Below are 25,922 nucleotides of genomic sequence, written 5' to 3'. Positions count from 1 at the left end.
TCACTGCTCGCCCTTCCCTGCCGTCTCTTCACTGGTCTGTCCGGCACTGCTCTGCTCGGCACCGCTCTGTCCGGCCGGACCCGCCGACGCGCCGGTGCCCTTGTAGCCGTCCATGAACGCCTCCAGCCACAGGCCGGGCTCCTTCTTGGCCGGGCGTGGTGCCTGGGCCGCCGGGCCCGCCGCCGGCCCCGCGGTGGGGCCGTTGGGCTGGGTGGTGCGCGGCGGGGGCGTGGCGAAGGCGGCCCGCCCGGTCGGCCGGCTGCGCCGGCGCTGCGGCAGGCCGTTGGCCGTCCGCTCGGTGACGATCACCTCGTCGACGATCACCTCGTCGTCCCCGGCCCCCGGGCCGGAGGGCCCCCACGGGTTGGTCGAGCCGTAGGACGGACCGACACCGGAGGACGGCGCGGCGTTCCGCGCGCCCCAGGGTCGGGAGGGGGCCGCGTGCCGGGGCGGGGTCGCCGGGAGCGGGCGCGGGCCGGAGAAGGCGCCGATGCCGTGCGCCCGCCCGGTCGGGGGAGCGGTGGTGAGCAGCTCCTGCGGTACGACCAGCACCGCGCGCACGCCGCCGTACGCGGAGCGGCGCAGCGACACCTGGAAGCCGTACGCCTGGCAGAGCCGGCCGAGGATGGCGAAGCCCAGCCGGGGGGACTCGGTGAGGTCGTCGAAGTCCTTGGAGACCATCGCCTCGCGCATCGAGCGTTCGGCGCGGACCCGGGCCTCGTCGGTGAGTCCGAGGCCGCCGTCCTCGACCTCGATCGCTATCCCGCTCTGCACCTCGGAGGCGCTCAGGTGGACGTGGGTGTGCGGCGGGGAGTAGCGGGTGGCGTTGTCGAGCAGCTCGGCCACCGCGTGGATCAGCGGTTCGACGGCCGGGCCGGTGACGGAGATCTGGGCCACCGGGTGGAGGTCGACCCGCTGGTACTCCAGGATCCGGGACATGCCGCCGCGCAGCACGCTGTAGAGCGCGATCGGCCGGGTCCACTGGCGGCCGGGCCGGGCGCCGGAGAGGACGGCGATGGAGTCGGCGAGGCGGCCGACCAGGGCGTTGCCGTGGTCCAGGCGCAGCAGGTCGTCGAAGACCGCCGGGTCGTTGCCGTGCCGGTCCTCCATCTCCCGCAGGTCCTTGGCCTGGCGGTGGATGATCGCCTGGACCCGGCGGGCCAGGTTGACGAAGGCGCGCTCGGCGGAGTCGCGCCGGCTGACCTCGTCGTCGACGGCCTGGGCGATGCCGCGCACCACCATCTCCATCGACCCGCGGAACTTCCGGGAGAGCAGTGGGTTCGGTCGCTCGAAGGGCTTGAGCAGTACGTCGATGGAGGAGCCGTACCGGGCGCCGCCGACCACCTTGCGCAGCTCGGCCGAGGCCAGCCGCTCGATCTCGTCCTCCTGGCCGGCCAGCTTGCGCTGCAACTCGTCGACCCGTCGGGTGTGTTCGTCGCGCAGTTCGGCGAGGGCCCGGCCCCGGCGGGCGGACTCGGCCGTCACCACGGCCACCAGCACGGTGGCGGTGGCCCCGCACCACAGCACCTCGGCCCGTGCCCCGACGGACACCACCACCGCGGCGGCCGCCACCGCCGCCGCCGTGACGGCGGCGGGCAGCAGCCAGCCGAGCAGAGGCGCGGGGCGCCGTCTGGTGGGTGACGATCCAGCTCGAAGCATTCGGCATCCTCAAACGATCGGAACAGAACGGGGACGGGCGACGACCGGCTCCGGAGGCGTGGTGCTGCAGCATAGCCAAGTTCAGGACAATCCTGACGGAAGCTCAAAAATACTGTCCGTCAACCGACTTGTGGCAACTTGCCGGACATGGCAGACATCTCGCACACCAGTCGCAGTCCGGGTCGACCACCGCCCGGCCACCAAGCTTCTCGCCTCGGCGCGCCCGCACCGGCAACCCGGCCGGGATTCGCTCATGCGAAGGGTTTCCGGCCCAAGTTGCCGCGCGTGGTGGTGAGTTCGTGCTAGGTGCAGCGCGCGGCGGTCCGCCGTCACTCGTGCGGGGGCCTCGGGCCTGCGCTCGGCGTGGCGCAACACTCGTTGCCTTCGAAGGCAATGGATGTTGACGGTTCGCATGCCCGGTGCCTACAGTGCGGGGCCATGAACACGGACGATCTTGGTCAGCGGGTGGCGGACGATGTGGCCGACGGGGGAGGACTGGACGGCCTGCGGCGGCTGTCAGGGGTGATCGCGGCCCTGGAGGAACGGCGCACCGGACTGGTCGAGGAGCTGCGGCGCGGAAAGGCGGCGACCTGGGAGGAGATCGGCCGGGCCTGCGGAATGACCCGCCAGGGCGCGACCCGGCGCTGGGCCGGGCGACTGCAGGCCCGCTCCTTCGGCGTCGCCGCCGACTCCTACCAGCACGGCCGCCCCGGCTACCCGCAGGCGCTGATCGGCTCGGCGGTGCCGCGCGAGGCCCGCAAGGTGCTCGATCTCGGCGCCGGGACGGGCAAGTTGACCCGGCTGCTGGTCGAAGCCGGCCTGGACGTGGTCGCGGTCGAACCCGACGAGGGCATGCGCGCCCGACTCGCCGCCGCCGTACCCAAGGCGGCCGTCCGGGCCGGATCGGCCGAACACATCCCGCTGCCGGACGGCAGCGTGGACACGGTGGTGGTCGCCCAGGCCTGGCACTGGTTCGACCAGGCGGCCGCCGTCCCCGAGATCGCCCGGGTACTCGCCCCCGGCGGAACACTCGCACTGGTGTGGAACGTCCGGGACGAGTCCCAGCCCTGGGCCGCCGAACTCGGCGCCCTGATGCACCGCTCCACCCGCCAGCAGATCGACACCGCACCGCTGCTCCCGGCCCCGTTCGGCACGCCCGAGCGACTGGAGATCCGCTGGGAGCACCCCACCACCCCCGCCGGGATCATCGACATGGTCGCCTCGCGCAGCTACGTCATCGCCCTGCCCGAGGCCGAGCGCGCCCGCCTGCTGGCCGACGTCGAGCAGCTGCTCGCCACCCACCCGGACCTGGCCGGCCGGGAGCGGATCGCCATGCCGTACGTGACGAGGTGCACCCGTGTCCGTCTCGGCTGAGCCCGTGACCGTTCGCCGCCTGGGCCGGGTGGACGCCGAACCGTACCGGGCCTTCCGGCTCACCGCCCTGCGGGAGGCGCCCAGCGCCTTCACCTCCAGTCACGCCGAGGAGAGCGCCAAGCCGCCGGCCGACACGCTCCAGCGCCTGGCCGAGGCCGAGGACGGGCCGGGCGCCCTGCTCGGCGCCTTCAGCGGCGACGGCACCCTGCTCGGCACCGCCGGACTGCGGGTCCACCGGCGCGACCAGGAACGGCACAAGGCCACCCTGTACGGCATGGCGGTGGCGCGCGCCGCCGGCGGGCGGGGGATCGGCCGCGCCCTGGTCGAGCGGGTGCTCGCGACGGCTGCCGAGGACGGGCGGCTGCGCCAGGTGCTGCTGACCGTCTCGAAGGGCAACGAACCGGCGCTGCGGCTCTACACCTCCTGCGGGTTCGAAGTGTGGGGTCGGGAGCCGCGGGCCGTCCTGGTGGACGGGCAGGCGGTGGCCAAGCTGCACATGGTGCGCCTGCTGGACTGACGCGAGGTCGATCCCGGCCATCCGGTTACGCCGGGTGGCCCGCCCGGCTTTGATCTCCCAGCATCGGGTGGGACATTGGGGGTCGCTCCCGGTCCCGCCCGCCGGCTCCGGGGATCCAGCGGAACATGCCTTCGAGCGGAGTCGTGATGTCTCTTCTCGTGTTCATTGAGGGCGACAGCGTCGTCCTCTGCCTCGGTGTGGGAGATCCTGGGCTGACAATTGTCATGGTGCGACGGTGTGCCGGCACACTGCCGGGCGGGCCGGCCCCGCGGCCACGATGAGGGCATGACCTCAACCGATCTGCACCACCCCGACACCCGTCGGGCCTTCCGCACCGTCCGGCGGTTCGTGACCGCCTACCTCGGCCTCAGCGTCCTGACGCTGGCGGCCGTCTTCGCCCTCCGCTCCCACCCCGACGTCGTGACCCCGGCGGTCTGGATCCGCGGGACCCTCGTCGTGGCCGGCGCCGCCGTTACCCTGCTGCTCGCCGTCCGCGCGGCCGGCGGCTCCCGCGGCGCCTTCCGGCGGCTGCGGATCGTCTCGGCCGTGATGATCGCCGCTATCGTCGCGATCATCGCCGTGCCGGGGACCTTCCCGGTCTGGATGAAGATCGAACAGGGCCTGTGCGGCGTCGCGCTGCTGGGTGTGGCCGTGGTGATCAACGGACGGCAGCTGCGTACGCTGTTCGCCACGCTCTGACAGGGGGACACGAGGGTGACCGACCTCGACCATGAGACCGCGCCGAGCCCCGCCCAGCAGTGGGCGGAGGGCTGGCGGCGGCTCCTGCTGGGCACCGGGATGCTGGTCTTCCCGGCGCTCACCGCCGTGGCCCTGGCCGGCGACGTCTCCGGGGCGGCCGCGGTCGCCGGGTACGCCGTGGTCGCCGCGTTCTGCCTCTGCTACGTGCTCACCGCACTCGCCCTCGGACGCGACCAACGGCAGTGGATCAAACCGCTGTTGGTGGTGATGACCGTCCTGTTCCTCGCCGCACTGCCGTTCGCCCACGGGGACGCCTTCTACCTCGCCACCGTGATCGTCTCGGAGATCGCGGTGCTCTGGCGGACGTACGCCGCCCGGGCGGTGACCATCGGCACACTGGCCGCGCTGCTGCTGCCCTGGGTTGTACCCGCCTGGCACACCGGGCCCGGCGGATTCCAGGCGCTGGCCCTGCTGTTCACCGCGCTCACCTGCGGCGCCTTCGCCGAGATCGCCGCCACCAACCAGGCCCTGGTCGCCGCCCGGGCCGAGGTCGCGCGGCTCGCCTCCGAGGCCGAACGCAACCGGATCGCCCGGGACCTGCACGACCTGCTCGGGCACTCGCTCACCGCGATCACCGTCAAGTCCCGGCTCGCCCAACGCCTGGCGGGCAAGGACCTGGAGCACGCGGTGGCGGAGATGGCGGCCGTCGAGACACTGTCCCGCCAGGCGCTCTCCGACGTGCGCGGCGCCGTCACCGGCTACCGCGAGGTGAGCCTGGCCGGCGAAGTGGCCCGCGGCCGCGAACTGCTGCGCGCCGCCGGGGTGGTGGCCGACCTGCCGCGGGCTGCGGACGCGGTCGGGCCGGAGCACCGCGAGCTGTTCGGCTGGGTGGTGCGCGAGGGCATCACCAACGTGGTCCGGCACGCCCGGGCGGCCCGCTGCTCGGTGGCCCTCACCGCCTCCTCGGTGGAGATCCGTGACGACGGTACGGGCGGTGGCGGAGCCGGGGTCGGTGTCGGGGGCGGCAACGGCCTGACCGGCCTGCGGGAACGGGTCGCGGCGGCGGGCGGTACGGTCGAGGCCGGCCCGCTCGACCCGCGCGGGTGGCGACTGCTGGTCACCGTCCCGCAGTCCGACACTGACACCGACTCCGGCCCCGGCCCCGGTTCCGCCTTCGAAGGGACGACATGACGATCCGCCTGCTGCTCGCCGAGGACCAGGAACTCGTCCGCACCGCGCTGCGCGCCCTGCTCGACCTGGAGGACGACTTCGAGGTGGTCGCCGCCGTCGGACGCGGCGACCAGGTCGCGGAGGCGGCCCGCGAGCACCACCCGGACGTCGCCCTGCTGGACATCGAGATGCCCGGACTGGACGGCCTGGCGGCCGCCGCCGTCCTCGCCCAGCAGGCCCCCGGCTGCCGGGTCGTCATCCTCACCACCTTCGGCCGCGCCGGCTACCTGCGCCGCGCCATGGAGGCGGGCGCGCTCGGCTTCGTGGTGAAGGACGCCCCGGCGGAGATGCTCGCCGACGCCATCCGCCGGGTCGCGGTGGGGGAGCGGGTGGTGGACCCGGAACTCGCCGCCGCCACCCTCGCGGCCGGCGCCTCCCCGCTCACCGCCCGCGAGCGCGACGTCCTCGACGCCTCCCGCTCGGGCGCGGGAGTCACCGAGATAGCCGGAATGCTCTACCTCTCGGAGGGCACGGTCCGCAACTACTTCTCCTCCGCCATCGCCAAGACCGGCACCCGCAACCGCACCGAGGCCCTGCGCGTCGCCGACGAGCGCGGCTGGCTCTAGCAGCCCGGCAGCACTGTCGGGTGCCGGCCGCCGAAATGGCGAATACGGTGACCGCCCGCCCGTCGCACGGTTAGCTTGACGGTGTGAGTCATGACGAACAGTTACTCCACGCCTCGTCGTTCGGTGCGGCGGCGGCCGCCTACGCCGAGCACCGTCCGGACTACGCGCAGGACGCGGTGCGCTGGGCGCTCGCACCCGCACCCGGCCCGCGCGTGCTCGATCTCGGTGCCGGAACCGGCAAGCTGACCGCCACGCTGATCGCGATGGGCGCCGAGGTCATCGCGGTCGAGCCCGACCCGGCGATGCTCACCGAGCTGCGCCGTTCGCTGCCGACCGTCCGCGGCCTGTCGGGCAGCGCCGAGTCGATCCCGCTGCCGGACGCCTCGGTCGACGCCGTACTGGTCGGCAACGCCATGCACTGGTTCGACATGGTCGTCGCGGGGCCGGAGATCGCCAGGGTCCTCGCACCCGGCGGCGTCCTGGCCGGCCTGTGGAACCTGATGGACGACCGGGTCGACTGGGTGGCCGGACTGGCGAAGGTCAGCGGTAGCGCGGCCGTCGGCCCGCGTGACACGCCCGCCAGTTGGCGCCTCCAGACGGCCGCAGCGCACCTTCCGAAGGACGGCGGGCCCGCCCGGTTCGGCTCGTCGGAGCAGGTCGAGTTCGCGCACGGGCAGCGCCGCACCGCCGACTCGCTGGTCGCGACCCTGGCGACCCGCGCGGGGGTGCTGGTCCTGCCGGAGCGGGAACGGGACGCCCTGCTGGGCCGGATCCGTGAGTTCCTCGCCGGTCGACCGGAGACCGCCCACGGCGAGTTCACCCTGCCGATGCTGACCGGAGTGCTGCGCACCCGGCGGCTGTGAGGCGTCGCATCGACGGCGGAGTCTGTCAGAGCCGGCTGTGAAGATCACGCCCATGGATCCCGCTGACACCCTCGCCGACCTCGACGCCCACCCCTGGGCCTCCGTCTCGCACGCCTACGGTCCCGCCGAGGACCTGCCCGACCTGCTGCGTGCCCTCGCCGAGGGCGGCGGGGACGCCGAGGAGGCGATCTCCGAGCTGTACTCGTGCATCCTCCACCAGGGCACGGTGTACGCCGCCAGCGCGGACGCCGTCCCGTACCTCGCCCGGATCGCCGCCGCCGCCGAGTACGGGGCGGCCGAAGTCCTCTGCCTGCTGGGCGGATTGGCCGAGAGCGAGGACGAGTGCGAGGTCGCGCCGGGCGCCGTCCGGGCCGCTGTGGCCGCTCAGATCCCCGTGCTGAAACCGCTGTTGGCGCACGAGGAGGCGGACGTCCGGTCGCTCGCGGGCGCCGAGCCGACCACCCCGCAGCTGGACCTCGACATCGCGATCGCCACCGCCCTCTGGCAGATCGTCGGCGAGGCCGAGGAAGCCGTCACGATCCTCGCCTCCGTCCTGGACCGTACGGCCGGCAGCCAGCTCTGGTATCGCTGGACCGTCGTCCGCACACTCCGCGCGATCAGGAACCTCGGCACGGCCGCCCGGCCCCTCGTCCCCCGTCTGGAGCAGCTACTCTCCGACCCCGAGAAGGCCCCGGCCGCCGTCCTCGCCCTGCTGGACGTCGCCGACCCCGATACCGTCGACCTCGACCGGCTCGCCGAGGCGGCCCTCCACTCCGCGGAGACCGGAGCGGACGTCGCGGGCGCCTGCGAGGCCCTCCAGGCCCTCGGCGCCGCCGCCCTGAGCACCCACCAGCGCCTGCGCGTCGCCGAACTCGCCGAGGGTGACCGGCGGATCGTCGGTTTCGGCCTCGCGAACAGCATCGTCCGCGAGGACGAGCGGCTGCGCGCCGTCCTGGCCGGCATCTGAACCGTGCGTCGGGGCGGTCGATTAATCGATCGCCGCCCCGGCCCGCTTCCGGATAGCGTGCTGCCGGATGGATCTGAACGAAGCTGTGATCGCCGGGGACGCTGCCGCCGTGCGCTCCCTGCTGGAGGACGGTGCCGACCCGAACGCCCTCGGTCCGGACGGTCTGCCGCTGCTGTGCGCCGCCGTGGCCGGGTTCGACCACGGGACGGCCGAGGTCCTGGTGGAGGCCGGTGCCGATGCCGACCGCGAACTGCCGGACGGTACGACCCCGCTGCTGCGGGCCGTCGACCTCGGTTCCCCGGCGCTGGTCGGGGCCCTGCTCGGCAGCGACCCGGGCGCCGGACTGCCGGAGACCTCCCGGCGACGGTTGCTCGACTCGGCCCGGCACTGGTGGGAGGTCGGCGAGGAGGAGGAACTGCGCCGCCGTACCGGGGCGTCCGGCCCGGCCGTCCGGCGATGGGTCGAGGACGAGTACACCGACGTCGAGGAGGTCTCGCTCGGCGACCTGGCCGTGCGGGTCGGCCACAGCGGCGTCCTCACCGCGCTGGAGCAGGCGTTCGGCATCGCGGCGCCGGTGACGGAGCTGGTCGCGCGGGCCGTCCCGTACCCGGAGGCGTGCCACGCCAACTGGTCCGCCGCCCGCTTCGCCCTCGGCGGGCGCTCAACCCCGCAGGACTGGTCGGAACTGGTCGTGCTGCGCCACCATCCCGATCCGGTCCACCGGCGGCTGCTCGCGGACGTTCTGGGGTGCCGTCACTTCTTCGCCGGCCACCGGGCCCGCCCGGACACGGACCACGATGTGGAGTTCCTGGCGGACTGGGTGCTCGACGAACCGGACGGCAGTGTCCTCGCTGTGGTGCTGGGGGTCTACACCGACTGGGGCCACGCCGGGCAGGAGGCGGTCGGACTCCGGTACGCGGACCACGCCGATCCGCGGGTGCGGAGCGAGGTGCCGTACTGCCTGAGCCGGGACGGGATTCCGCCGAGTGAGGCCGCCACGGCCGCCCTGCTGGCGTTGTCGTACGACCCCGACCCCGCTGTCCGGGCCGTGATCGCCCAAGTCCCGGGCCACCCCGGTGAGTTCACCCCGAACTTCCGGGCAGCGCTGCTCAGGCTCATCCAGGACCCCGACCCCGGTGTCCGTGTCCGGTCCGCCGAGACCCTCTCCGCGTCCCCCGACCGTACGCCCGAAGTCACCGAGGCCCTCGCCGCTCTCCTGGACGAGGAGGACCAGCTCATGCGCCTGGAGGGCGCGTGCGCCCTGGCCCGCCGTGACGACCCGCGCACCGAGGAGGCGTACGAGCGGGTCGGCCCGCTCGGTCCCGGGTTCGGGATTGACCACCGGGTGAACGCCCTCTGGCACTACCGCTCCCGCAGCCGGCTCTCCTGACCGTCCGGATCGTCGAGCCGGGCCGCCGTTTTGATCGGGTCTCGGGCGGCCGCACGGGGGTGGCGGCCGCCCGAGGAGTCCGTCACGCCAGGCGCAGCACCAGCTTGCCGGTGTTCTCGCCGCGGAACAGCATGCCGAGGGTCTCCGGGAAGTCGTCCACGGTGCCCTCGACCACGTGCTCCTTGACCTTGATCCGGCCGTCGCCGATCCAGCCCGCGAGCTCGGCGGCCGCCTCCGCGTAGCGGCGGGCGTAGTCGAAGACCACGAAGCCCTCCATGCGGGCCCGCCGCACCAGCAGCGACAGGTAGTTGGACGGGCCCTGCACGGCGTTCTCGTTGTTGTACTGGCTGATCGCGCCGCAGATCACCACGCGGGCGTGCATCGCCAGCCGGGTCAGCGCGGCGTCCAGGATCGGGCCGCCGACGTTGTCGAAGTAGACGTCGATGCCGTCCGGGGCGTGGGTGCGCAGCGCCTTGCGGACGTCCTCGGCGTGGTAGTCGATCGCCGCGTCGAAGCCGAGCTCGTCGGTGAGCAGCGCGCACTTCTCCGGACCGCCCGCGATCCCGACCACCCGGCAGCCCTTGATCTTGGCGATCTGCCCGACCAGGCTGCCGACGGCCCCGGCGGCGCCGGAGACCACCACGGTCTCGCCCTCCTTGAGCGCCCCGACCTCCAGCAGTCCGAAGTAGGCCGTCATCCCGGGCATTCCGAGCGCCCCGAGGTACGTCGACAGCGGCGCGAGCGCGGGATCCACGGTGAGTGCTCCCTTGCCGTCGGACACCGCGTACTCCTGGACCCCGAAGGTGCCCACCACGTGGTCGCCGACCTGGAATTTCGGGTGGTTGGACGCGATGACCTCGACCACCGACCCGGCCCGCATGACCTCGCCCAGGCCCACCGGCGGCAGGTACGAGGGCCGGTCGTCCAGCCAGCCGCGCATGGCCGGGTCGAGCGAGATGTACCGGGTCCGCCCCAGGAACTCGCCGTCGCCCGCCACGCCCACGGGCTCCTCGCCGTGCGCCCAGTCCTCCGCCCGGACCTCCCCGACCGGTCGGCGGGCGAGGCGGATCTGGCGGTTCACTCCGGTCATGGCATCTCCTGGGGCGTGCTCGGGTTCAGCAGGGCAGGGACATGAGTGTAAGCAAGCGCTTAGTCATCTGGTCAGGGCTGGTCAGGGTTCCCCGTTGACCAGCTCCTGGTCGTAGGTGGCGAGGATCGACTCCATCAGTCGGCGGTCCGGGCGCCCGGAGGCGGCGAGGGTGGCCGCCTGGATGAAGAAGTGCTCGAATCCGGCCGGGGTCAGGGTCACCAGAATAGTGGCCGGGGTGTCGCCGATCGCGGTGAAGGAGTGCGGACGGGTGCGCGGGACGTGCATGAACCCGCCCGGGCCCGCCTCGATGACCCGGTCGTCGCAGCGCAGCCGGAAGGCGCCGCTGACCACGTGGAAGATCTCGTCGTGGCCGCGGTGCAGGTGCAGCGGAGCGCCCTCGCCGTGCTGGAACGTGGACTCCAGCACGGCCAGCGAGCCGCCGGTCTGCTCACCCGCCAGCTTGATCACGTACGGGCCGCCCGGTACGTGGAAGCGGCCGCCGCACCCGGGCGGCAGGATGACCGGTTCGCGGCGCGCCTCAGCCATGGCCGAACTCCTTCCGGTGGCGCTCGGCCCAGGCCCGGAACGTCGCCGCCGGACGGCCGGTCAGCTGTTCCACCGTCGGGGTGACGGTCGCGGCGAACGGCTCAAGCGAGGCGGCGCGCAGCGCCGTGATCGCGTCCGCCATCTCGGGGGAGACGCCGCGCCCGAGGATCGCCTCCCGGGCGGCCGCCGGTGACACCTCGGTGAAGGCCAGCGGCAGGCCCAGCACCTCGGCCAGCGTCGCGACCATCTCACCGGGCGAGAGCGCCTGCGGGCCGGTCAGCAGATGGGCCCGGCCGTCGTGCCCGTCCTCGGTCAGGGCGCGGGCGGCGACGGCGGCGATGTCCGCCGGGTCGATGACGGCGACCCGTCCGGCGGCGAACGGCGCCTCGACGGTGGCGGTCGCGCGGATCGGCCCGGCCCAGGCGAGGGCGTTGGACATGAAGCCCATCGGCCGCAGGAACGTCCACGCCGATCCGGCGTCCAGGACGGCCTGTTCACCCGCCCGGTGCCAGCGCGGGACGGGATCGGCGGCGCTCGGATCGGCGACCCGGCCGGAGGACAGCTTCACGACGGCGTCGACGCCGGCCCGGGCGGCCGCGCGGGCGAGGTTGGCGTCATGGCGAGGGATGTCCGGCCCGTCGGAGAGCAGGAACACCCTCCGGACGCCGCGGAGTGCGGCGGCCAGCGAGTCCGGCTCGCCCAGGTCCGCGTAGACGACGTCCACGCCCTCGGGCAGTGCGGCCCGGTCGGGGTGGCGGGTGGCGGCGCGCACGGGCGCGCCGAGGGCGGTCAGCTGGTCGACGAGGGCGCGGCCGACCGTGCCGGTCGCGCCGGTGACGAGTATCACGGGGTCCTCCGGGAGTTTCACTCGTTCCGTTCAAGGGAGTTGAGCAGGTCGTCATGCCAGGCGAGGTCGGCCCGCAGCCGGGCCAGGCAGTGCTCGAAGATCCACGGTTCGAGGCCGGTCAGATCCGGCTTGGCGGCCTCGAACTCCGCCTCGAACAGAGTGATCTGACCGGCCACCGCCTCTCGGCGCGCGGCGACCGCCTCGACCAGTTCCGCGCCCGAGAGGTCCGAGGTGTACTGCAACGCCAGGTCCACCAGGTCGGGCAGCAGCCGCACCCTGCGCAGCGCCGCGTCCCGCAGGGCGGCCAGCTCCTGCCGCCCCCGCTCGGTGATCGCATAGACGGTCCGCTCCGGCGGATTGCCCACCTTCTCACTGCGGACCACCTCGACCAGCCCGTCCCCGGCCATCCGGTGCAGAACGCTGTAGAGCGACCCGGGCTTGACGTCCGTCCACAGCTCGGTGCGGTCCAGCTGCGCCGCCTGTCGGATCTGGTAGCCGTGCATCGGGCCGCCCCGGGCGAGGGCGCTGAGTGCGAAGAGTCGAGAAGTGCTCACGCAGTTAGTCGAACACGACCACGGATTCGTAGTCAAACGCGACTATGGAGGGGTCGGGCCCCGCCCCGGCATGACAGATCGGGCCGCGGACGCGCGAGAGGGGCATGCCGGCCGGCTCCGGCGATCTCGACCTGCCGGGTACGGCGAACTTCTACGGGGGCCGCACCCGTTCGGTGTTCCGGTGCGGCTCCCCGAGCCCTTCCCGCTGGACCTTGACACTGCCGAGTTCTGAACCGCCTCAGGCCCGGAACCGGTCCAGCAGGTGTCCGTACCCTCCCGCTGTCCAGACGCGGTGGCGGAACTCCAAGAGGCTGAGCGCGCCCGCGCCCTGGCCTGCTGCGGGTGGGAAGTGGACGGTCCCGCAGCGGGCGCAGTACCAGGCCTGGGACCAGAGGCGCTCGGCCTTGGGTCGGTCGGCGAGTTCGCGGGCTGCCGCGGCGCGCAGCAGGCCGCCCGTCAGGAGAAGGGCGAGGGCGGCGACCAGTGCGGCGGTGGAGAGGCCGTGGAGGAAGTCGACGTCGGGGAAGGAGTCGGACCACGCGGGATCGGGCTCGGTCGTGAATCGGCCCCGGCCCGAATGGAAGCGCTCCTCGCTGTTGGCGACGAAGAACGCGGCGGCGGCCCCGACCAGGGCGAACACGCCCAGGGTGAGCGGAATGCGTCCGGGCTGCCGGTCCGGGGCGGGGGCCAGCGCCCGGGCGAGGTCGCTGACGACCACGCGGGTCTCGGTGCGGCGGCCGTCCCGTCGGGACCGGACGGTCACGGTGGTTCGCCCGGCTCGGTAGACGGCCGGGACGCTGCGGACCTGGTCGGCGAGCCCGCAGTGCGGGCAGGGCTGCAGCGGTGGCTGCGGTGGCTGCGCTGGCGGTGGTGGTGGTGTGGGTGTGGCGTCGTGCGGTCCCATCGTGTCGTCCCCCCGGGTCGGCGCCCGGCCGGTCGGCCGTTCGTACCGGCTTGGGACGCCGCCCGGCTGGGTCTGGTTGCGGCTCAACTCGCCGAGATCGACGTGGTGTTGGTGGGGACGATGGGGTGCATGCCCGCGACGGGTCGGCCGCTCAGCCCTGCCCGGGAGTCGACGGCGTCCACCCGAGGGCGGGCCCGAGCCGGGTGGCGAGGTCGGTGAGGATCTGCACGTAGTCCTCGTGCTCGAAGCTGAACGGTAGTGCGACGGCCACCTCGTCCACCTCGCGGAATCCGGCGTGGGCGTGCAGTCGTTCGACGAGCTCCGCGGAGCTGCCGACCAGGTCGGGTGCGAAGAGCAGCCGGTTGGGACCCTGCGGGGTGAGGGTGCGCGGGGTGCGGTCGAGGGCGTAGGCCTCGTACTTGGCGCGCTGTTCGGGGGTCGCGCTGTCGGTGGGGATGATCACCAGGCCCTGGGAGACCCGGGCCCGCTCGCGGTCGGGGTGCAGGGCGCGGAACGTGCGGATCTGCTCGGCCTGGACCTCGGCGAAGTCCGGTACGGAATCCGTCTGTTCGGGCTTGACCACGCTGCTGGTGAGCAGGTTGAGCCCGTGTTCGCCGGCCCACCGCGCCGAGCGCAGACTGCCGGCGCCGTACCAGAGCCGGTCGGCCAGGCCGGGGGAGTGCGGCTGGACACGGCGCGAGTACACCTCGATGCCCTCGGTGCCGGCGAAGTCGGAGGCGTCCTCGCCGCGGATCAGGGCGAGCAGCCGTTCGGCCCGGAGGTAGCCGAAGTCCTCGTCCTCGCCGGTGTCGGGGTAGAGCGCGCCGCGCACCTGCTCGTAGTGGACGGGCGGGCCGACGCTGAAGCCGGGGTTGAGCCGGCCGCCGGAGAGCAGGTCGACGGTGGCGAGGTCCTCGGCGAGCCGCAGCGGGTTCTCCCAGCCGAGCGGGGTGACGGCGGTGCCGAGCTGGATGCGGCTGGTGCGCTGGGTGGCGGCGGCGAGGACGGCGACGGGGGAGGAGATCCCGTACTGGAGGTGGCGGTGGCGCAACCAGGCGCTGTCGAGGCCGAGCTGCTCGCCGAGGGTGATCAGTTCCAGGGTGGTCTCGTGGCCGCGGCGCGGGTCGGCCTCGTCGAAGAGCCCGATGGTCAGGAAGCCGAGTTTCCGCAGCGGGCGGGGGGAGGGCGGCATGGTGGCGGCTCCGCGTGGGATCGGGCGGCCCCGGGAGGGCCGGTCGGGGGTGGTGCCCGTCGACGGTACGCAGACGGCGCGCGGTGCCACAAGATCGACGCGCGATCCGGCCATCGGACCGCAATGGTCCGCAATCGACCGCAACAGGGCGTAACAGCCGGCCGGCCGCGCACGCGGCGGGCCCCCGCCCGGTGGAGCGGGGGCCCGCCGTGACCGCCTCGGGTTCAGCAGCTGCGCAGCTCCGGGCTCTGGTTGCGGATCTGGTTGTGCAGCGAGGTGAACTCGAGGTACGCCTCGCTGTCCTCGGCGCCGGGCCGGAAGGCGCCGACGCGGTGGCAGTTGACGAAGGCGAGCTTCACGCCGAAGTGGTCCTCCAGGCTGCCCCGGATGGCGTTGCTGGCCAGCGCGCGCAGCAGCTGGGCGCGCTGCTCGTCGCTGGGGGTGGTGTTGTCGGTGGTGAACTCGGCGTCGGTGGCGGAGAGTTCGGTGCTCAGCCCGGCGACGACCTGGTAGGCGTACGGGAGCGAGCTGCGGACGGTGTCGAGGAAGTCGGCCTCGTCCACGCGGCCGTTGCGGGCCTGGTCGAGGAGGGCGGGGGAGACGTCGAGCGACATGGGTGTCCTCTTTCGCGGGGCGCGCGGGTACGCGGTCGGGGATAGTTGGCGAAGATGAAAACCATTTGCGTAAAGGACTGTCCTGGACACCCCGACGATCTGTCAAGTACCGCCCCCCGAAGGCGCACCCCCGAGGGGGCCTGGCGAGGCGGCGCCACCCGCTATGACGGGACTCCCGCGAGCCACCTCGCCAGCCTCCACCTTCACGGCGCAATGATCTGGACCAAAGACCCCACCGGAGCCACCGCTTGATCACGACCACATCCGTGCCCTGATGCCACGTAGATCTTGCCCGGCTGCGAGTCACCGGGCGCCACGGCTACCGCACCATGGCGGAACGAGTCAGACCGGTGTACGCCTTGGACAACATCGTGGTGACGCTGCCGAGCTCGAAGGAATGACCGTCTACGGCACGCACCGGCTGCACTTCGTAGGCCGTGCCGGTGAGAAAGACCTCGTCGGCATGTTGCAGTTCCTCGGGCTGGATGTGCCTTTCGTGGACGGAAATCCCCAGCTCCTGGGCGAGGGCCAGGACCGTCTGCCGGGTGATGCCGTTGAGGAAGGTGTCCGCGGTCGGCGTGTGCAGGGCTCCGTCGATCACCAGGAAGAGATTGGCTCCGGTGGCCTCTGCCAGGTATCCGCGGAAGTCCAGGAGAAGGGCGTCGTCGCAGCCGGCCGCCTCCGCCTCGTCGCGGGCGAGGGTGCAGATGTTGTACAGCGACGCCGCTTTCGCCCGTACCGGCGCAGTGTCAGGAGAAGGACGCCGCCATCGGGACGTGTGCAGCCGAATACCACGGCTGTGCGCGTCGCCGGAGAACACGTACGGCCACTCCCACGCGGCGATCGCGACGTGGACGGATGTCCCCGCCCCGGACACGCTGATCTGCTCGCTGCCCCGCCAGGCCACGGGCCTGACGTATCCGTCGACGATTCCCTGGTGCCGGATGGTCTCCCGCATGGCGGCGTCCAGTTCCGTGGGACTGAAAGGGATGCGGAAATTCAGTTCCCGTGCCGAGGTGTGGAGACGCTGGAAGTGCTCGACGGCCTTGAACGGCCGGCCGTCGTACACGCGAATGCCCTCGAAGATGCCGCCGCCGTAGTGCAGGCCATGGGAGAGGACGTGCAGGTGGGCGTCGCGCCACGGCACGAACGCTCCGTCCAGCCAGATCACGCCGTCACGGTCGTCGAACGGAACGGAGGTCACGCCTGCCCCTTGTGGTCGGTGTCGTCTGCGTAGTCGATGCGGATGGACTGTTCGAGGAACCGGTGGAACTCCTCGGCCTCGGCGATGTTTGCGTGACGGGACAGGACGAACGCCGGATAGCCGGTGAAGTCCGGATAGGGCCGCACGACGTCTCCGGGGAAGAGCATCTGCACGACGTGATCGACCCTGGGGTCGTCGCCCAGTTCGGCCAGGCCGTGGATCGTGGTGATCCGTCCGGAACCGCCGCAGGGGACGATGTAGTTGGCTGCGGCCGCCAAGGGCGTCGGCAACGGGCCGGAGCCCAGGGATTCGGTGGCGGCCCCGGCTGCGATCCGCAGTGCCTGCGCGGCGAAGTCGATACCGGTCACCCCGGAGGTGATGTAGTGGGACACCCCGGAGCCCCCGATCCGGGCCCCCATCTCCAGCAGGTACGGCGTCACGCCACCGCGCAGGCGCAGTTCCGTGTGGGTGGGCCCGTCCGTGATGCCGAGGGCTCGGTGCGCGGCGACTACCTCGCGCCGGATGTCCTCCTGAACAGCCTCGGGCAGAGCGGCCGGTGCGCGGTAGACGCCCTCCTCGAAGTGGGGCCCCTGGGGGTCGCCCTTGTAGCCGATGGCCAGGACCCGGACGTCGCCGCCGTGGGCGAGGGACTCGACGGCGAACTCGGGGCCGTCCAGGTACTCCTCGACCACCAGGCCGTCCGTGCGGCCGAGCTTGCTCGCAGAGGTCTGCCACACCTCGTCCACGACGCTCTTCAGGTTCTGCGGGGACTCCGCTTTGGTGACGCCGAGGCTGGAGAAACCGTGTGCCGGCTTCACCACGACGGGAAAGGCCAGGCGCGCCGCCTTCTCCCAGTCGGCCGGGTCGTCCAGCCGGACGAACCCCGGCACGTTGAGGCCCGCCTCGGCCAGACGCTCCCTCATGACGCGCTTGTCCTGCGCGCCGAGCGCCACGTCGCGGCCGATACCGGGAAGTCCGAGCAGTTCGGCGACCTCGGCGACGAATGGCACGGCAGGGTCGTAGAGGGTGACGATGCCCTGGAAGGCGTTCTCCTCGTAGCGTCGCCGCAGGGCGTCCAGCGCGCCGGCCCGGTCGGCTTCGACGTCCAGCCGCAGTACGTCCACCACGGCGGGCGGCAACCGGTCCTCGGACACCGCTTCGTCGGGCCGGGGCACCAGCACGAGGTCGATCCCGGCTCGTTCGGCACTCTCGAAGACCCAGGGGAGCGAGGTGCGCTGGTAGACCAGTACGAGGGTGGGTTTGGGGCTGTTCGCTGTCATCACGAGGTCCTTTGCCGTCACGATGTTCCTTGCTGGGTGTGAACTTCGGGTCCCTTCCTGGTGTGCCTCTCGTCCGAAGCCGCCTCGACCGCGGCGCGCCCGGCAGGGCGGGCACCGCCGATGGTGAGCCACACACCGACCCCGCACAGCAGGAGCAGCAGGAGCACGAGCGGTCGAGGCGCGGCCTCCCGGCCCATGGCCCACTCCCCCAGGCGCACCAGGAACGGCACCACGAGTGCGAGCGCGGAGGTGAACAACGGCCCCTTGCGCAGGATGAGTTCGTGCGAGATGAGGAAGACCGGGGCGGTGAGGACCGCGCCGAGAACCGCGATGCCGCCCCAGTCGGCCAGGGAGACGCCGCCGAGCGGGACGAACAGGACGACCGTCAGCCCCAGCATGACCGTGCCCGCCCCGGTGACGGCGGGCAGCGCCGCGACCGGAGTCAGGTCCGCCATGCGTCGCCGGTAGACGTAGCCGTACACCGCGTACGTGAAGGTGCCGCCGAGTGCCAGCAGCCCTCCGCCCACCAGGGCGCCCCCACCGGCCCCGGAGCCTGCGCCGCCGGCCGCGGAGGCGTCGGCCAGGGCGTACCCGCAGGCCGCGACCACGGCCAGCACCGTGCCCAGGACCTTGCGAAGTGTGGAGGGCTCGCGGAAGGCGGCGACTCCGATCACGAAGGTGATACAGGGCAGCAGGGAGACGATCAGGCCGACCCGGGAGGCTCCGATGAAGCCGGTCCCGAGCAGCGTTCCTGAGTAGTACGCGAAGAAGCCGAGGAAGGCCAGCAGCGCGACACTTCCGCCGCGGGCGGTCGCGGCCCGGACGTCGGACCGCGACCGCGGGTACAGCAGGGCGATGACGGTGATGACCACGAAACTGGCCGCTGTCCGCCCGGCCGCCACCGCCAGCGGGGGAACGCCGTCGACCAGACGCCCGGCGAGCAGCCAGCCGGCGGCCAGCAGGGCGATCATCAGTGCCGAGAGGGCGGGCACCACGAGGTGCCCGCCCCGGCGGGGGCGCGGGGGTGCGTCCCTCACCATTCCGCCCGCTCGAACTCCAACGCGGGCATCCGGTCCAGCCCCTGCTTGGCGCGCAGCAGGACCCGCTGGTCCTCGGTGAAGGCGTACCGCTGCCGTGCCGTACCGGCAGCGGCGGGCTCGGGAGCCGGAAGGTACCTGCGGACCAGTTGCTTGGCCGCCGAGCGGTACTCGTCGTCGGTCGTGACGTTCGCCTCCAGCTTTTCGACCGTGGCGACGAACTCCCGTAGCGCGTCGAGAGCCTTGTCCCGGTCGAAGCGCAGCAGTTCGCCGTCGGCCGGGGAGCCGGCCAGCGCACCGTGCTCGCGCAGCCAGGAGTAGAGGAGGACCCCGGTGCCCGAGTCGAAGTTGCGGGTGGCGTCATCCGCCTGCGGGTAGCGGAAGACCCGCTCCAGCAGGATCATGTCGACCTGTTCCGCCGCGAACGGGACGACACCGCTGTCCGCACAGGCCAGAACGGTCTTGGCGTCGACCTTGATCTCCTCCAGCAGGCCGACGAACCAGTTCATCTTGAGCGAGATGTGCTGGTCGAACGGCCAGAGCCCCTGGTAGTGCATCGAGTCGTGCAGATAGCCCCAGATGGCGCGGGCCTCGAAGCACACGTCGGCGTCCAGGCCCGTGGACGCACGGGGCAGGGACTCCGGAGTCAGGACGGCCGCCGCACCGGGAAGCGCGTAGGTCTCGTGGATCTTCCGCATCTTGTTGTAGAAGAACATGGCGTACGGCTGCTCGGTGATCTTGTCGTGAGCGGCCACGTTCTCCGGGAAGAACACCAGGCAGTTGCCCTGCCTGAAACCTGCGCTGCCGGTGATCAGAACGAGCGACTGGCAGTTGTTCTTGGGATGCGGGTACGACACGGCCAGCTCCGGCAGCGCGGCAGGCTCCTTGCGCAGTGCGAAGAAGCAGTCCAGTCGCTTGCCGACGGGCGGCGCGCTGTTCGTGCTCTGCAGCGGTGCGAGGAAGAAGACGGCCGAGCCGTCCTCGGGTACGCGCAGGGCGTCTCGCGAGCGTGCGAAGTGCGGCAGTGTGTCGAGGCCGGCCGCGAGCCAGCCGTCGACATCGGCGGCCAGCGCGGCCGCCTGGCCGTCCCGTCCACGCCGCGCGTACCAGGCACACGCCTCGTCGCGGATACGGCCGAGCAGCGCCCGGTCCTCTTCGGTCGCTCCGGGAACGGTGCCGTCGTCTGCCTGACGCTCCCGGAAGCGGTCGACCTTCGGGATGAGAGACCCGGCCAGTTCGTCGGCATCGGAGAGCAGGTCTGCGTGGACCGGAGCGGTCGCGATGGTCACAGGGCGGCTCCCACCGGGAGCCGCTGCTCGTCCTCGGCGCCGACCGCCAGAACCTGATGGACGGTGAACACCATGGGCACGGCGCCGAAGTCCCGTACCACGCGCAGTCCGTGGTTCTCGGCCGCGACGATGGTGGTGATGCAGCCCTCGACGCGACCTTCGGCACACTCGATGGCCGCCCGGGAGTTGCTCAGGACCTCCTGGATCTCCGTGCCGACGGGCACAAGACCCGTGGGCGCCGGGTGCGAGGCGACCGCGGCGGGCATGTCGACCCCATTGGTGGCGAGCACCATGTTGTGCGTCGGCATGATGAAACTGTCGACCATGTGCAGGCGGTGCAGGTTCCCGAACACTAAGGTGTGCAGCTCCGGATAGACCGCGCAGGCGACCAGCGCATGCTGTCCGTCGTCCGGAACGGCGTCGAGCGCGGACTCGATGGAGGAGTGCAGCTCCACCGTTCCCCGGACTCCCCGCCGGCGCAGCCATTCGTGGGACGCGGCTTCCAGATTGGTGCCGTGCGGGCCAAGCGTGTGCAGGTGCCGGACGCCGTCCGCCCCGATTTTCGTATGCCTCATCGGCTCTCCCTCCCCCAATGAAAGATCAAAGCGACCGTGCCAGGTGGTTCCTGGAGGTCTTGGACAGGAGAACATGCCCGATGAAAGTGATCAAGTGAGTGCAGACGTGATCTCGGATGATGGCCCCGGGTGATAGGGAACACAACCGTTCATTGCGGATGTGCAGGTGCTTCCCGGGGCATGATGGTCAATCAGTTCGAAATCATGCCATCGGGGCCGGGTGCCGTGGTGGGTGTTGCGAAGCTCGCTCTCCCGCATCGCTGTCGCCGGAGCGACGACCTGCCCGCGGACAGGGGCGTTCAGGGGCGGCGTGCGTCGGAAGTCTCGCAAATTCCTTAGCCTCACCTCTGGTTCGCTGGCCGTGCCGAGAGCGCTCCGCGAGCAGTGGCTGAAGGGGAACGGATGTCCAAGCGTGCACTGATCACCGGGGTGACCGGTCAGGACGGGTCGTACCTGGCCGAGCACCTGATCTCCCTGGGATACGAGGTCTGGGGCCTGACCAGGGGGCAGGCCAACCCGAGGAAGGGCCGGGTCAGCAGGTTGATCCCGGACCTGCGGTTCGTCGACGGCGACCTGATGGACCAGAGCAGTCTGGTCTCCGCGGTCGACACCATCCAGCCCGACGAGGTGTACAACCTCGGGGCGATCTCCTTCGTGCCGATGTCCTGGCGCCAGCCGGAACTCGTCACCGAGGTCAACGGCACCGGCGTGCTGCGGGTGCTGGAGGCGATCCGGATGGTCAGCGGGATCAACAAGCCGGCCGGTGCCGCCGGCGGTCCCGGGCGGATCCGGTTCTACCAGGCCTCCAGCTCCGAGATGTTCGGCATGGTGGCGGAGACCCCGCAGAACGAGCGGACCACCTTCCACCCGCGCAGCCCGTACGGCGTGGTGAAGACCTACGGTCACTACATCACCCGCAACTACCGTGAGTCCTACGGGATGTACGGTGTCTCGGGGATCCTGTTCAACCACGAGTCGCCGCGCCGCGGGGCCGAGTTCGTGACCCGGAAGATCTCCCTCGCGGTCGCGCAGATCAAGCTCGGCCTGCAGGACCGGCTGCTGCTCGGCAACCTCGACGCGGTCCGCGACTGGGGCTTCGCCGGGGACTACGTCCGGGCGATGCACCTGATGCTCCAGCAGGACGAGCCGGGCGACTACGTCATCGGCACCGGGCGGATGCACTCGGTGCGGGACGCGGCCCGGATCGCCTTCGAGTGCGTCGGGCTCGACTGGGAGCGGTACGTCGAGGTCGACCCGGGGCTCGTGCGGCCCGCCGAGGTGGAGACGCTCTGCGCCGACGCCGGCAACGCGCGGGAGACGCTGGGCTGGGAGCCGAAGGTCGACTTCCCCGAGCTCATGCGGATGATGGTCGAGTCCGACCTGGCACAGGCGCGCGTGGCCCGCGACTACGACGAGGTGCTGGCCGGCGCCCGCTGGTGACACCGGCCGGGCACAACGGAAGGGCGGTGGGGACGCGAAATCCCCACCGCCCTACCGTTGTTCGACGGCCCGCCCGCTCGGCGGCCGGGAGAGCTCCAGGATCGCCAGCGCGATCCCGGCGCCCTGGTCGCCGAGCCGGGCGGCGTAGCGGCGCAGCATCGCGTTCTCCTGCGCGAGGCTGGTGGTCGGCAATCCGGCGGCGCGGCGGCTGAGTTGGTGGCCGCGGGCCAGCCGGATACGGTGGACCAGCTGGGCGATCAGCTGCTCGTCGAGCTCGCTCAGCTCGGCCGCGGCCGGGTCCGTGGAGCCCTCGGTGGAGGGCAGCGGCACTCTCGGTGCGTCGCCGTGCGGGAAGGGTTCGGGCATGGCGGTGATCCTCGTCGACGTCGGGGCGCTCGGCCCGGTCGGGCCGCACCCATGGCTCGCGCAACTGACGATCCAGCCGAACGGCCCGGCAAATCCCTAGAGTCCGGCGGCCGTTCGGACATGATCGACAGACCCTAGGGAAATTCGGCGCGGCCCCGATCGAGACTGGGCGCTGGAGTGCGGGAATGCGAGCGCCGCGCGTGCCGGGCACGCGGGCCGTCCTCAAGCGGATCCCTGCCGTTCGCCGGTCTTCCAGATGGGTTGCGTCGATGATGGACAAGGAACAGAAGCTCCGGGACTACCTCAAGCGGGCCAGCGCGGACCTCCAGCGCTCCCGGCAGCGGGTGGACGAGCTGGAGGCGGCCGCCCGGGAGCCGATCGCCATCGTGGGGATGAGCTGCCGCTTCCCCGGCGGGGTCGCGGCTCCCGAGGACCTCTGGGCGATGCTCGTCGCCGGCGAGGACGGCATCACCGGCCTGCCCGCCGACCGCGGCTGGGAGCTCGACCCGGCGGACGGGCCGGTCGACGTCCGGGGCGGGTTCCTGCAGGGCGCCGCCGACTTCGACCCGGGCTTCTTCGGCATCTCGCCACGCGAGGCGCTGTCCATGGACCCGCAGCAGCGCGTCCTGCTGGAGGCGTCCTGGGAGGCCATCGAGCGCGCGGGCATCGACCCGAGCAGCGTCCGCGGCACCCGCACCGGCGTCTTCGTCGGCGCGATGCCGCAGGACTACCGCACCGGGCCGGACGACGACGTCCAGGGCTTCGTGCTGACCGGCAACGCGACCAGCGTGATCTCCGGCCGCCTCTCCTACGTCCTCGGCGCCGTCGGCCCGGCCGTCACCGTCGACACCGCGTGCTCGTCGTCGCTCGTCGCGCTCCACCTGGCCGCGCAGTCGCTGCGCGCGGGGGAGTGCGGCATGGCGCTCGCCGCGGGCGTCACCGTCATGTCGACCCCCACCACCTTCGTCGAGTTCGCCCGCCAGGGCGGCCTGGCCTCGGACGGCCGCTGCCGCTCCTTCGCCGACTCCGCGGACGGCACCGGGTGGGCCGAGGGCGTCGGCGTGCTCGTCCTGGAGCGGCTGTCGGTGGCCCGGCGCAACGGGCACCGGGTGCTGGCCGTCGTGCGCGGCACCGCCGTCAACCAGGACGGCGCCTCCAACGGGCTCACCGCGCCCAACGGGCCGTCCCAGCAGCGCGTCATCGAGCAGGCGCTGCGCAACGCGCGGCTCTCCGCCGACCAGGTGGACGCGGTCGAGGCACACGGCACCGGTACCGTCCTCGGCGACCCGGTCGAGGCCCAGGCGCTGCTCGCCACCTACGGGCGCGGGCGGGACCCGCAGCGCCCGCTGCTGCTCGGCTCGGTGAAGTCGAACCTGAGCCACACCCAGGCCGCGGCGGGCATGGCCGGGGTGATCAAGACGGTGCTGGCGCTGCGGCACGAGCTGCTGCCACGCACCCTGCACGTGGACGAGCCGTCGACGCACGTCGACTGGGAGTCCGGCGCCGTCCGGCTGCTGACCGAGGCGACACCGTGGCCGCAGGGCGCCGAGCCGCGCCGGGCGGGCGTCTCGTCCTTCGGCCTCAGCGGCACCAACGCGCACGCCATCATCGAGGAGGCGCCGGCGGCGGAGGAGGCGCCCGCGTCCGAGGCCGTCGAGGCCGGGATGCTGCCCTGGCTGGTCTCCGGCCGCACCCCCGAGGCGCTGCGCGCCCAGGCCCAGCGGCTGGTCGCGTTCCTGGCGACGGACGCCGAGGGCCCCGACGCCGACCTCGCCCACGCGCTCGCCACCACCCGCGCCGCCCTGGAGCACCGCGCCGTCGTCACCTCGGCCGGCCGCGCCGAGGCCGTCGCGGCGCTCACCGCGCTCGCGGAGGGCGAGGGCGACGGCCGGGCGGTGCTCGGCACCACCCAGGGCCGGGGCAAGCTCGCCTTCCTGTTCGCCGGCCAGGGCTCGCAGCGCCTCGGCATGGGCCGCGAACTGGCCGCCCGCTTCCCGGTGTTCGCCGCCGCGCTGGACGAGGTGCTCGCCGGGCTCGACGTCCGGCTCGAAGGCCGGCCGGGCGGGCAGCTGCGCGAGGTGATCTGGGGTTCCGACGAGGACGCCCTGAACCACACCGGTCACGCGCAGCCCGCGCTGTTCGCCGTCGAGGTCGCGCTGTACCGGCTGCTGGAGTCCTGGGGCGTGCGCCCGGACTTCCTGGCCGGCCACTCCGTCGGCGAGATCGCCGCCGCGCACGTCGCCGGGGTGTTCACCCTCGCCGACGCATGCGTCCTGGTCGCCGCCCGGGCCCGCCTGATGCAGGCCCTGCCGGCCGGCGGCGCCATGGTCGCGGTGCAGGCGAGCGAGGACGAGGTCCTCCCGCTGCTCGGCGACGGGGTGTCGCTGGCCGCCGTCAACGGGCCGCAGAGCGTGGTCGTCGCGGGCGAGACCGCGGCGGCCGAGGCCGTCGGTGCGCACTTCGCCGAACTCGGCCGCAAGGTACGGCGGTTGCGCGTCTCGCACGCCTTCCACTCGCCGCTCATGGACCCGATGCTCGACGAGTTCCGCGCCGTCGTCGCCGGGCTGGACCCGCAGGCGCCCGCGATCCCGGTCGTCTCGACGCTCACCGGCACGCTCGCCACCGTCCAGCAGCTCACCTCCGCCGACTACTGGGCCGACCAAGCCCGCCAGGCCGTCCGCTTCGCCGACGCCGTCGGCTGGCTCGGCGGCCACGGCACCGGGCAGTTCCTCGAACTCGGCCCGGACGGTGCCCTCGCCGCGCTCGCCCAGGGCGTCCTCGACGAGGCGGCCGGCGAAGGCTGCACCGCCCTCGCCGCGCTGCGCCCCGGCCGCGACGAGACCGAGGCGCTCACCGAGGCCCTCGCCGGGCTGCACGTGCGCGGTGTCCCGGTGCGCTGGGACGCCTACTTCGAGGGCACCGGCGCCCGCCGTGCCGACCTGCCCACCTACGCCTTCCAGCACAAGCGCTACTGGCCGAAGAGCGCGCTCTCGCGCACCGGCGACGTCCGCGCCGCCGGGCTCGGCTCGGCCAACCACCCGCTGCTCGCCGCCGCCGTCTCGCTCGCCAACACCGACGGCCTGCTGCTGACCGGCCGGCTCTCGCTGCGCACCCATCCGTGGCTGGCCGACCACGCCGTCGACGGCACCGTGCTGCTGCCCGGCACGGCCTTCCTGGAGCTCGCCGTGCGCGCGGGCGACGAGGTCGGCTGCGAGCGCGTCGAGGAGCTGACGCTCACCGCGCCGCTGCCGCTGCCCGACCAGGGCGGCGTGCAGGTGCAGGTGTGGGCCGGACGGGCCGACGCGAGCGGGCGGCGCACCGTCGGCGTCTACGCCCGCCCCGAGGGCGATGAGGACGCCCCGTGGACCCAGCACGCCGACGGCATCCTCGCGCCGGGCGACTCGGCGGGTGAACAGCGGGTCATCGCGGAGGAGTTCACGCAGTGGCCGCCGGCCGGCGCCGAGGCCCTGGACCTGGAGGGCCTGGACGAGCGCCTCGCCGGTGCGGGCTTCCGCTACGGCCCGGCCTTCCGCGGGCTGCGCGCGGCCTGGCGGCGCGGCGAGGACGTATTCGCCGAGGTCACCCTGGACGAGGGCGCGAGCGGCGAGGCCGGCGCGTTCGGGATCCACCCGGCGCTGCTGGACGCGGCGCTGCACGCTACGGCGTTCCTGGGGCTCGGCGGGGTGCCGTTCTCCTGGCAGGACGTCAGCCTGCACGCC

At 72.7% G+C, this 25,922-nt stretch carries 24 protein-coding genes (1 of these 24 cut by a window edge); 10 read left to right on the top strand and 14 right to left on the bottom strand.

Features of this window, described 5'->3' with window-relative positions; all coding sequences use genetic code 11:
• Nucleotides 1–1,659, bottom strand: coding sequence for an ATP-binding protein (locus tag ACGF12_RS15710; protein ID WP_393029223.1), 1,659 nt, complete (start codon nt 1,657–1,659; stop codon nt 1–3).
• A 438-nt stretch (nt 1,660–2,097) separates the two neighbouring features.
• Between ACGF12_RS15710 and ACGF12_RS15705 the strand changes: the two genes are divergently transcribed.
• The 8 genes from ACGF12_RS15705 to ACGF12_RS15670 all read left to right on the top strand — a co-directional run bounded on the left by ACGF12_RS15705 (nt 2,098) and on the right by ACGF12_RS15670 (nt 9,265).
• A complete protein-coding gene (locus ACGF12_RS15705; protein WP_393029220.1) occupies nt 2,098–3,033 on the top strand; it encodes a class I SAM-dependent methyltransferase in 936 nt (311 codons plus the stop codon).
• 4 nt (nt 3,034–3,037) lie between these two features.
• Nucleotides 3,038–3,550 carry a GNAT family N-acetyltransferase gene (locus tag ACGF12_RS15700; protein ID WP_393029218.1) on the top strand — a complete coding sequence of 171 codons (513 nt, stop codon included), beginning with the start codon at nt 3,038–3,040 and terminating at the stop codon, nt 3,548–3,550.
• A gap of 285 nt (nt 3,551–3,835) precedes the next feature.
• Nucleotides 3,836–4,249: a hypothetical protein gene (locus ACGF12_RS15695; RefSeq protein ID WP_393029215.1), complete on the top strand. Its 414-nt coding sequence runs from the start codon at nt 3,836–3,838 to the stop codon at nt 4,247–4,249.
• Nucleotides 4,250–4,264: 15 nt separating this feature from the next.
• A complete protein-coding gene (locus tag ACGF12_RS15690) occupies nt 4,265–5,440 on the top strand; it encodes a sensor histidine kinase (RefSeq protein ID WP_393029212.1) in 1,176 nt (391 codons plus the stop codon).
• On the top strand, nt 5,437–6,045 hold the full coding sequence (locus ACGF12_RS15685; RefSeq protein WP_393029209.1) for a response regulator: 609 nt from the start codon (nt 5,437–5,439) through the stop codon (nt 6,043–6,045). The genes ACGF12_RS15690 and ACGF12_RS15685 overlap by 4 nt, the downstream gene beginning before the upstream one ends.
• 83 nt (nt 6,046–6,128) lie before the next feature.
• Nucleotides 6,129–6,908: a class I SAM-dependent methyltransferase gene (locus tag ACGF12_RS15680; protein WP_393029206.1), complete on the top strand. Its 780-nt coding sequence runs from the start codon at nt 6,129–6,131 to the stop codon at nt 6,906–6,908.
• A 52-nt stretch (nt 6,909–6,960) separates the two neighbouring features.
• On the top strand, nt 6,961–7,875 hold the full coding sequence (locus ACGF12_RS15675) for a hypothetical protein (protein WP_393029203.1): 915 nt from the start codon (nt 6,961–6,963) through the stop codon (nt 7,873–7,875).
• A 67-nt stretch (nt 7,876–7,942) separates the two neighbouring features.
• Entirely contained in the window at nt 7,943–9,265 is a 1,323-nt protein-coding gene (locus ACGF12_RS15670) for a HEAT repeat domain-containing protein (RefSeq protein WP_393029200.1), read from the top strand.
• An 82-nt stretch (nt 9,266–9,347) separates the two neighbouring features.
• Here the strand turns inward: ACGF12_RS15670 and ACGF12_RS15665 are convergent, their stop codons facing one another.
• The 12 genes from ACGF12_RS15665 to ACGF12_RS15610 all read right to left on the bottom strand — a co-directional run bounded on the left by ACGF12_RS15665 (nt 9,348) and on the right by ACGF12_RS15610 (nt 20,397).
• The gene (locus tag ACGF12_RS15665; protein ID WP_393029197.1) at nt 9,348–10,355 is read right to left on the bottom strand and encodes an NADP-dependent oxidoreductase; all 1,008 of its coding nucleotides are present in this window, start codon (nt 10,353–10,355) and stop codon (nt 9,348–9,350) included.
• Between the two features lie 81 nt (nt 10,356–10,436).
• Nucleotides 10,437–10,901, bottom strand: coding sequence for a cupin domain-containing protein (locus tag ACGF12_RS15660; RefSeq protein WP_393029194.1), 465 nt, complete (start codon nt 10,899–10,901; stop codon nt 10,437–10,439).
• The gene (locus tag ACGF12_RS15655) at nt 10,894–11,748 is read right to left on the bottom strand and encodes an NAD(P)H-binding protein (protein WP_393029192.1); all 855 of its coding nucleotides are present in this window, start codon (nt 11,746–11,748) and stop codon (nt 10,894–10,896) included. The genes ACGF12_RS15660 and ACGF12_RS15655 overlap by 8 nt, the downstream gene beginning before the upstream one ends.
• A gap of 17 nt (nt 11,749–11,765) precedes the next feature.
• On the bottom strand, nt 11,766–12,302 hold the full coding sequence (locus ACGF12_RS15650) for a PadR family transcriptional regulator (RefSeq protein WP_393029190.1): 537 nt from the start codon (nt 12,300–12,302) through the stop codon (nt 11,766–11,768).
• Nucleotides 12,303–12,540: 238 nt separating this feature from the next.
• Nucleotides 12,541–13,206, bottom strand: coding sequence for a hypothetical protein (locus tag ACGF12_RS15645; protein ID WP_393029187.1), 666 nt, complete (start codon nt 13,204–13,206; stop codon nt 12,541–12,543).
• Nucleotides 13,207–13,357: 151 nt separating this feature from the next.
• Nucleotides 13,358–14,398 carry an LLM class flavin-dependent oxidoreductase gene (locus tag ACGF12_RS15640; protein ID WP_393029184.1) on the bottom strand — a complete coding sequence of 347 codons (1,041 nt, stop codon included), beginning with the start codon at nt 14,396–14,398 and terminating at the stop codon, nt 13,358–13,360.
• Nucleotides 14,399–14,622: 224 nt separating this feature from the next.
• A complete protein-coding gene (locus tag ACGF12_RS15635) occupies nt 14,623–15,012 on the bottom strand; it encodes an SCO5389 family protein (protein ID WP_393029181.1) in 390 nt (129 codons plus the stop codon).
• Nucleotides 15,013–15,331: 319 nt separating this feature from the next.
• On the bottom strand, nt 15,332–16,216 hold the full coding sequence (locus ACGF12_RS15630; protein WP_393029178.1) for a branched-chain amino acid aminotransferase: 885 nt from the start codon (nt 16,214–16,216) through the stop codon (nt 15,332–15,334).
• Nucleotides 16,213–17,496, bottom strand: coding sequence for an ATP-grasp domain-containing protein (locus ACGF12_RS15625; RefSeq protein ID WP_393029175.1), 1,284 nt, complete (start codon nt 17,494–17,496; stop codon nt 16,213–16,215). The genes ACGF12_RS15630 and ACGF12_RS15625 overlap by 4 nt, the downstream gene beginning before the upstream one ends.
• A 17-nt stretch (nt 17,497–17,513) precedes the next feature.
• Entirely contained in the window at nt 17,514–18,491 is a 978-nt protein-coding gene (locus tag ACGF12_RS15620; RefSeq protein WP_393029172.1) for an EamA family transporter, read from the bottom strand.
• Between the two features lie 38 nt (nt 18,492–18,529).
• Nucleotides 18,530–19,822, bottom strand: a complete 1,293-nt coding sequence (locus ACGF12_RS15615) for a DUF6421 family protein (protein WP_393029170.1) — start codon at nt 19,820–19,822, stop codon at nt 18,530–18,532.
• Nucleotides 19,819–20,397 carry a bacilysin biosynthesis protein BacA gene (locus ACGF12_RS15610; RefSeq protein WP_393029167.1) on the bottom strand — a complete coding sequence of 193 codons (579 nt, stop codon included), beginning with the start codon at nt 20,395–20,397 and terminating at the stop codon, nt 19,819–19,821. Before ACGF12_RS15610 ends, ACGF12_RS15615 begins: the two co-directional genes overlap by 4 nt.
• Before the next feature lie 402 nt (nt 20,398–20,799).
• Here ACGF12_RS15610 and ACGF12_RS15605 point away from each other — a divergent pair, with 402 nt between their 5' ends.
• The gene (locus tag ACGF12_RS15605) at nt 20,800–21,837 is read left to right on the top strand and encodes a GDP-mannose 4,6-dehydratase (RefSeq protein ID WP_393029164.1); all 1,038 of its coding nucleotides are present in this window, start codon (nt 20,800–20,802) and stop codon (nt 21,835–21,837) included.
• A gap of 51 nt (nt 21,838–21,888) precedes the next feature.
• Here ACGF12_RS15605 and ACGF12_RS15600 read toward each other — a convergent pair whose 3' ends face one another.
• A complete protein-coding gene (locus ACGF12_RS15600) occupies nt 21,889–22,203 on the bottom strand; it encodes a hypothetical protein (protein WP_393029161.1) in 315 nt (104 codons plus the stop codon).
• A gap of 272 nt (nt 22,204–22,475) precedes the next feature.
• Here ACGF12_RS15600 and ACGF12_RS15595 point away from each other — a divergent pair, with 272 nt between their 5' ends.
• Nucleotides 22,476–25,922, top strand: the beginning of a protein-coding gene (locus ACGF12_RS15595; protein ID WP_393029390.1) for a type I polyketide synthase. 24,567 nt of this gene lie beyond the right edge of the window; 3,447 of the gene's 28,014 nt are visible here — the first part of the coding sequence; it begins with the start codon at nt 22,476–22,478; the stop codon falls past the right edge of the window.

The sequence above is a fragment of the Kitasatospora sp. NPDC048296 genome, assembly GCF_043201815.1.
GTDB lineage: Bacteria > Actinomycetota > Actinomycetes > Streptomycetales > Streptomycetaceae > Kitasatospora.
This window is presented reverse-complemented; position numbering and strand designations above follow the sequence as displayed.

What these genes read in the sequence shown, in the direction of transcription:
- ACGF12_RS15710 (WP_393029223.1), bottom strand. Translation starts at nt 1,659, where the DNA reads ATGCTTCGAGCTGGATCGTCACCCACCAGACGGCGCCCCGCGCCTCTG.
- ACGF12_RS15705 (WP_393029220.1), top strand. Translation starts at nt 2,098, where the DNA reads ATGAACACGGACGATCTTGGTCAGCGGGTGGCGGACGATGTGGCCGAC.
- ACGF12_RS15695 (WP_393029215.1), top strand. Translation starts at nt 3,836, where the DNA reads ATGACCTCAACCGATCTGCACCACCCCGACACCCGTCGGGCCTTCCGC.
- ACGF12_RS15685 (WP_393029209.1), top strand. Translation starts at nt 5,437, where the DNA reads ATGACGATCCGCCTGCTGCTCGCCGAGGACCAGGAACTCGTCCGCACC.
- ACGF12_RS15675 (WP_393029203.1), top strand. Translation starts at nt 6,961, where the DNA reads ATGGATCCCGCTGACACCCTCGCCGACCTCGACGCCCACCCCTGGGCC.
- ACGF12_RS15670 (WP_393029200.1), top strand. Translation starts at nt 7,943, where the DNA reads ATGGATCTGAACGAAGCTGTGATCGCCGGGGACGCTGCCGCCGTGCGC.
- ACGF12_RS15665 (WP_393029197.1), bottom strand. Translation starts at nt 10,355, where the DNA reads ATGACCGGAGTGAACCGCCAGATCCGCCTCGCCCGCCGACCGGTCGGG.
- ACGF12_RS15660 (WP_393029194.1), bottom strand. Translation starts at nt 10,901, where the DNA reads ATGGCTGAGGCGCGCCGCGAACCGGTCATCCTGCCGCCCGGGTGCGGC.
- ACGF12_RS15645 (WP_393029187.1), bottom strand. Translation starts at nt 13,206, where the DNA reads ATGGGACCGCACGACGCCACACCCACACCACCACCACCGCCAGCGCAG.
- ACGF12_RS15640 (WP_393029184.1), bottom strand. Translation starts at nt 14,398, where the DNA reads ATGCCGCCCTCCCCCCGCCCGCTGCGGAAACTCGGCTTCCTGACCATC.
- ACGF12_RS15635 (WP_393029181.1), bottom strand. Translation starts at nt 15,012, where the DNA reads ATGTCGCTCGACGTCTCCCCCGCCCTCCTCGACCAGGCCCGCAACGGC.
- ACGF12_RS15625 (WP_393029175.1), bottom strand. Translation starts at nt 17,496, where the DNA reads ATGACAGCGAACAGCCCCAAACCCACCCTCGTACTGGTCTACCAGCGC.
- ACGF12_RS15610 (WP_393029167.1), bottom strand. Translation starts at nt 20,397, where the DNA reads ATGAGGCATACGAAAATCGGGGCGGACGGCGTCCGGCACCTGCACACG.
- ACGF12_RS15605 (WP_393029164.1), top strand. Translation starts at nt 20,800, where the DNA reads ATGTCCAAGCGTGCACTGATCACCGGGGTGACCGGTCAGGACGGGTCG.
- ACGF12_RS15600 (WP_393029161.1), bottom strand. Translation starts at nt 22,203, where the DNA reads ATGCCCGAACCCTTCCCGCACGGCGACGCACCGAGAGTGCCGCTGCCC.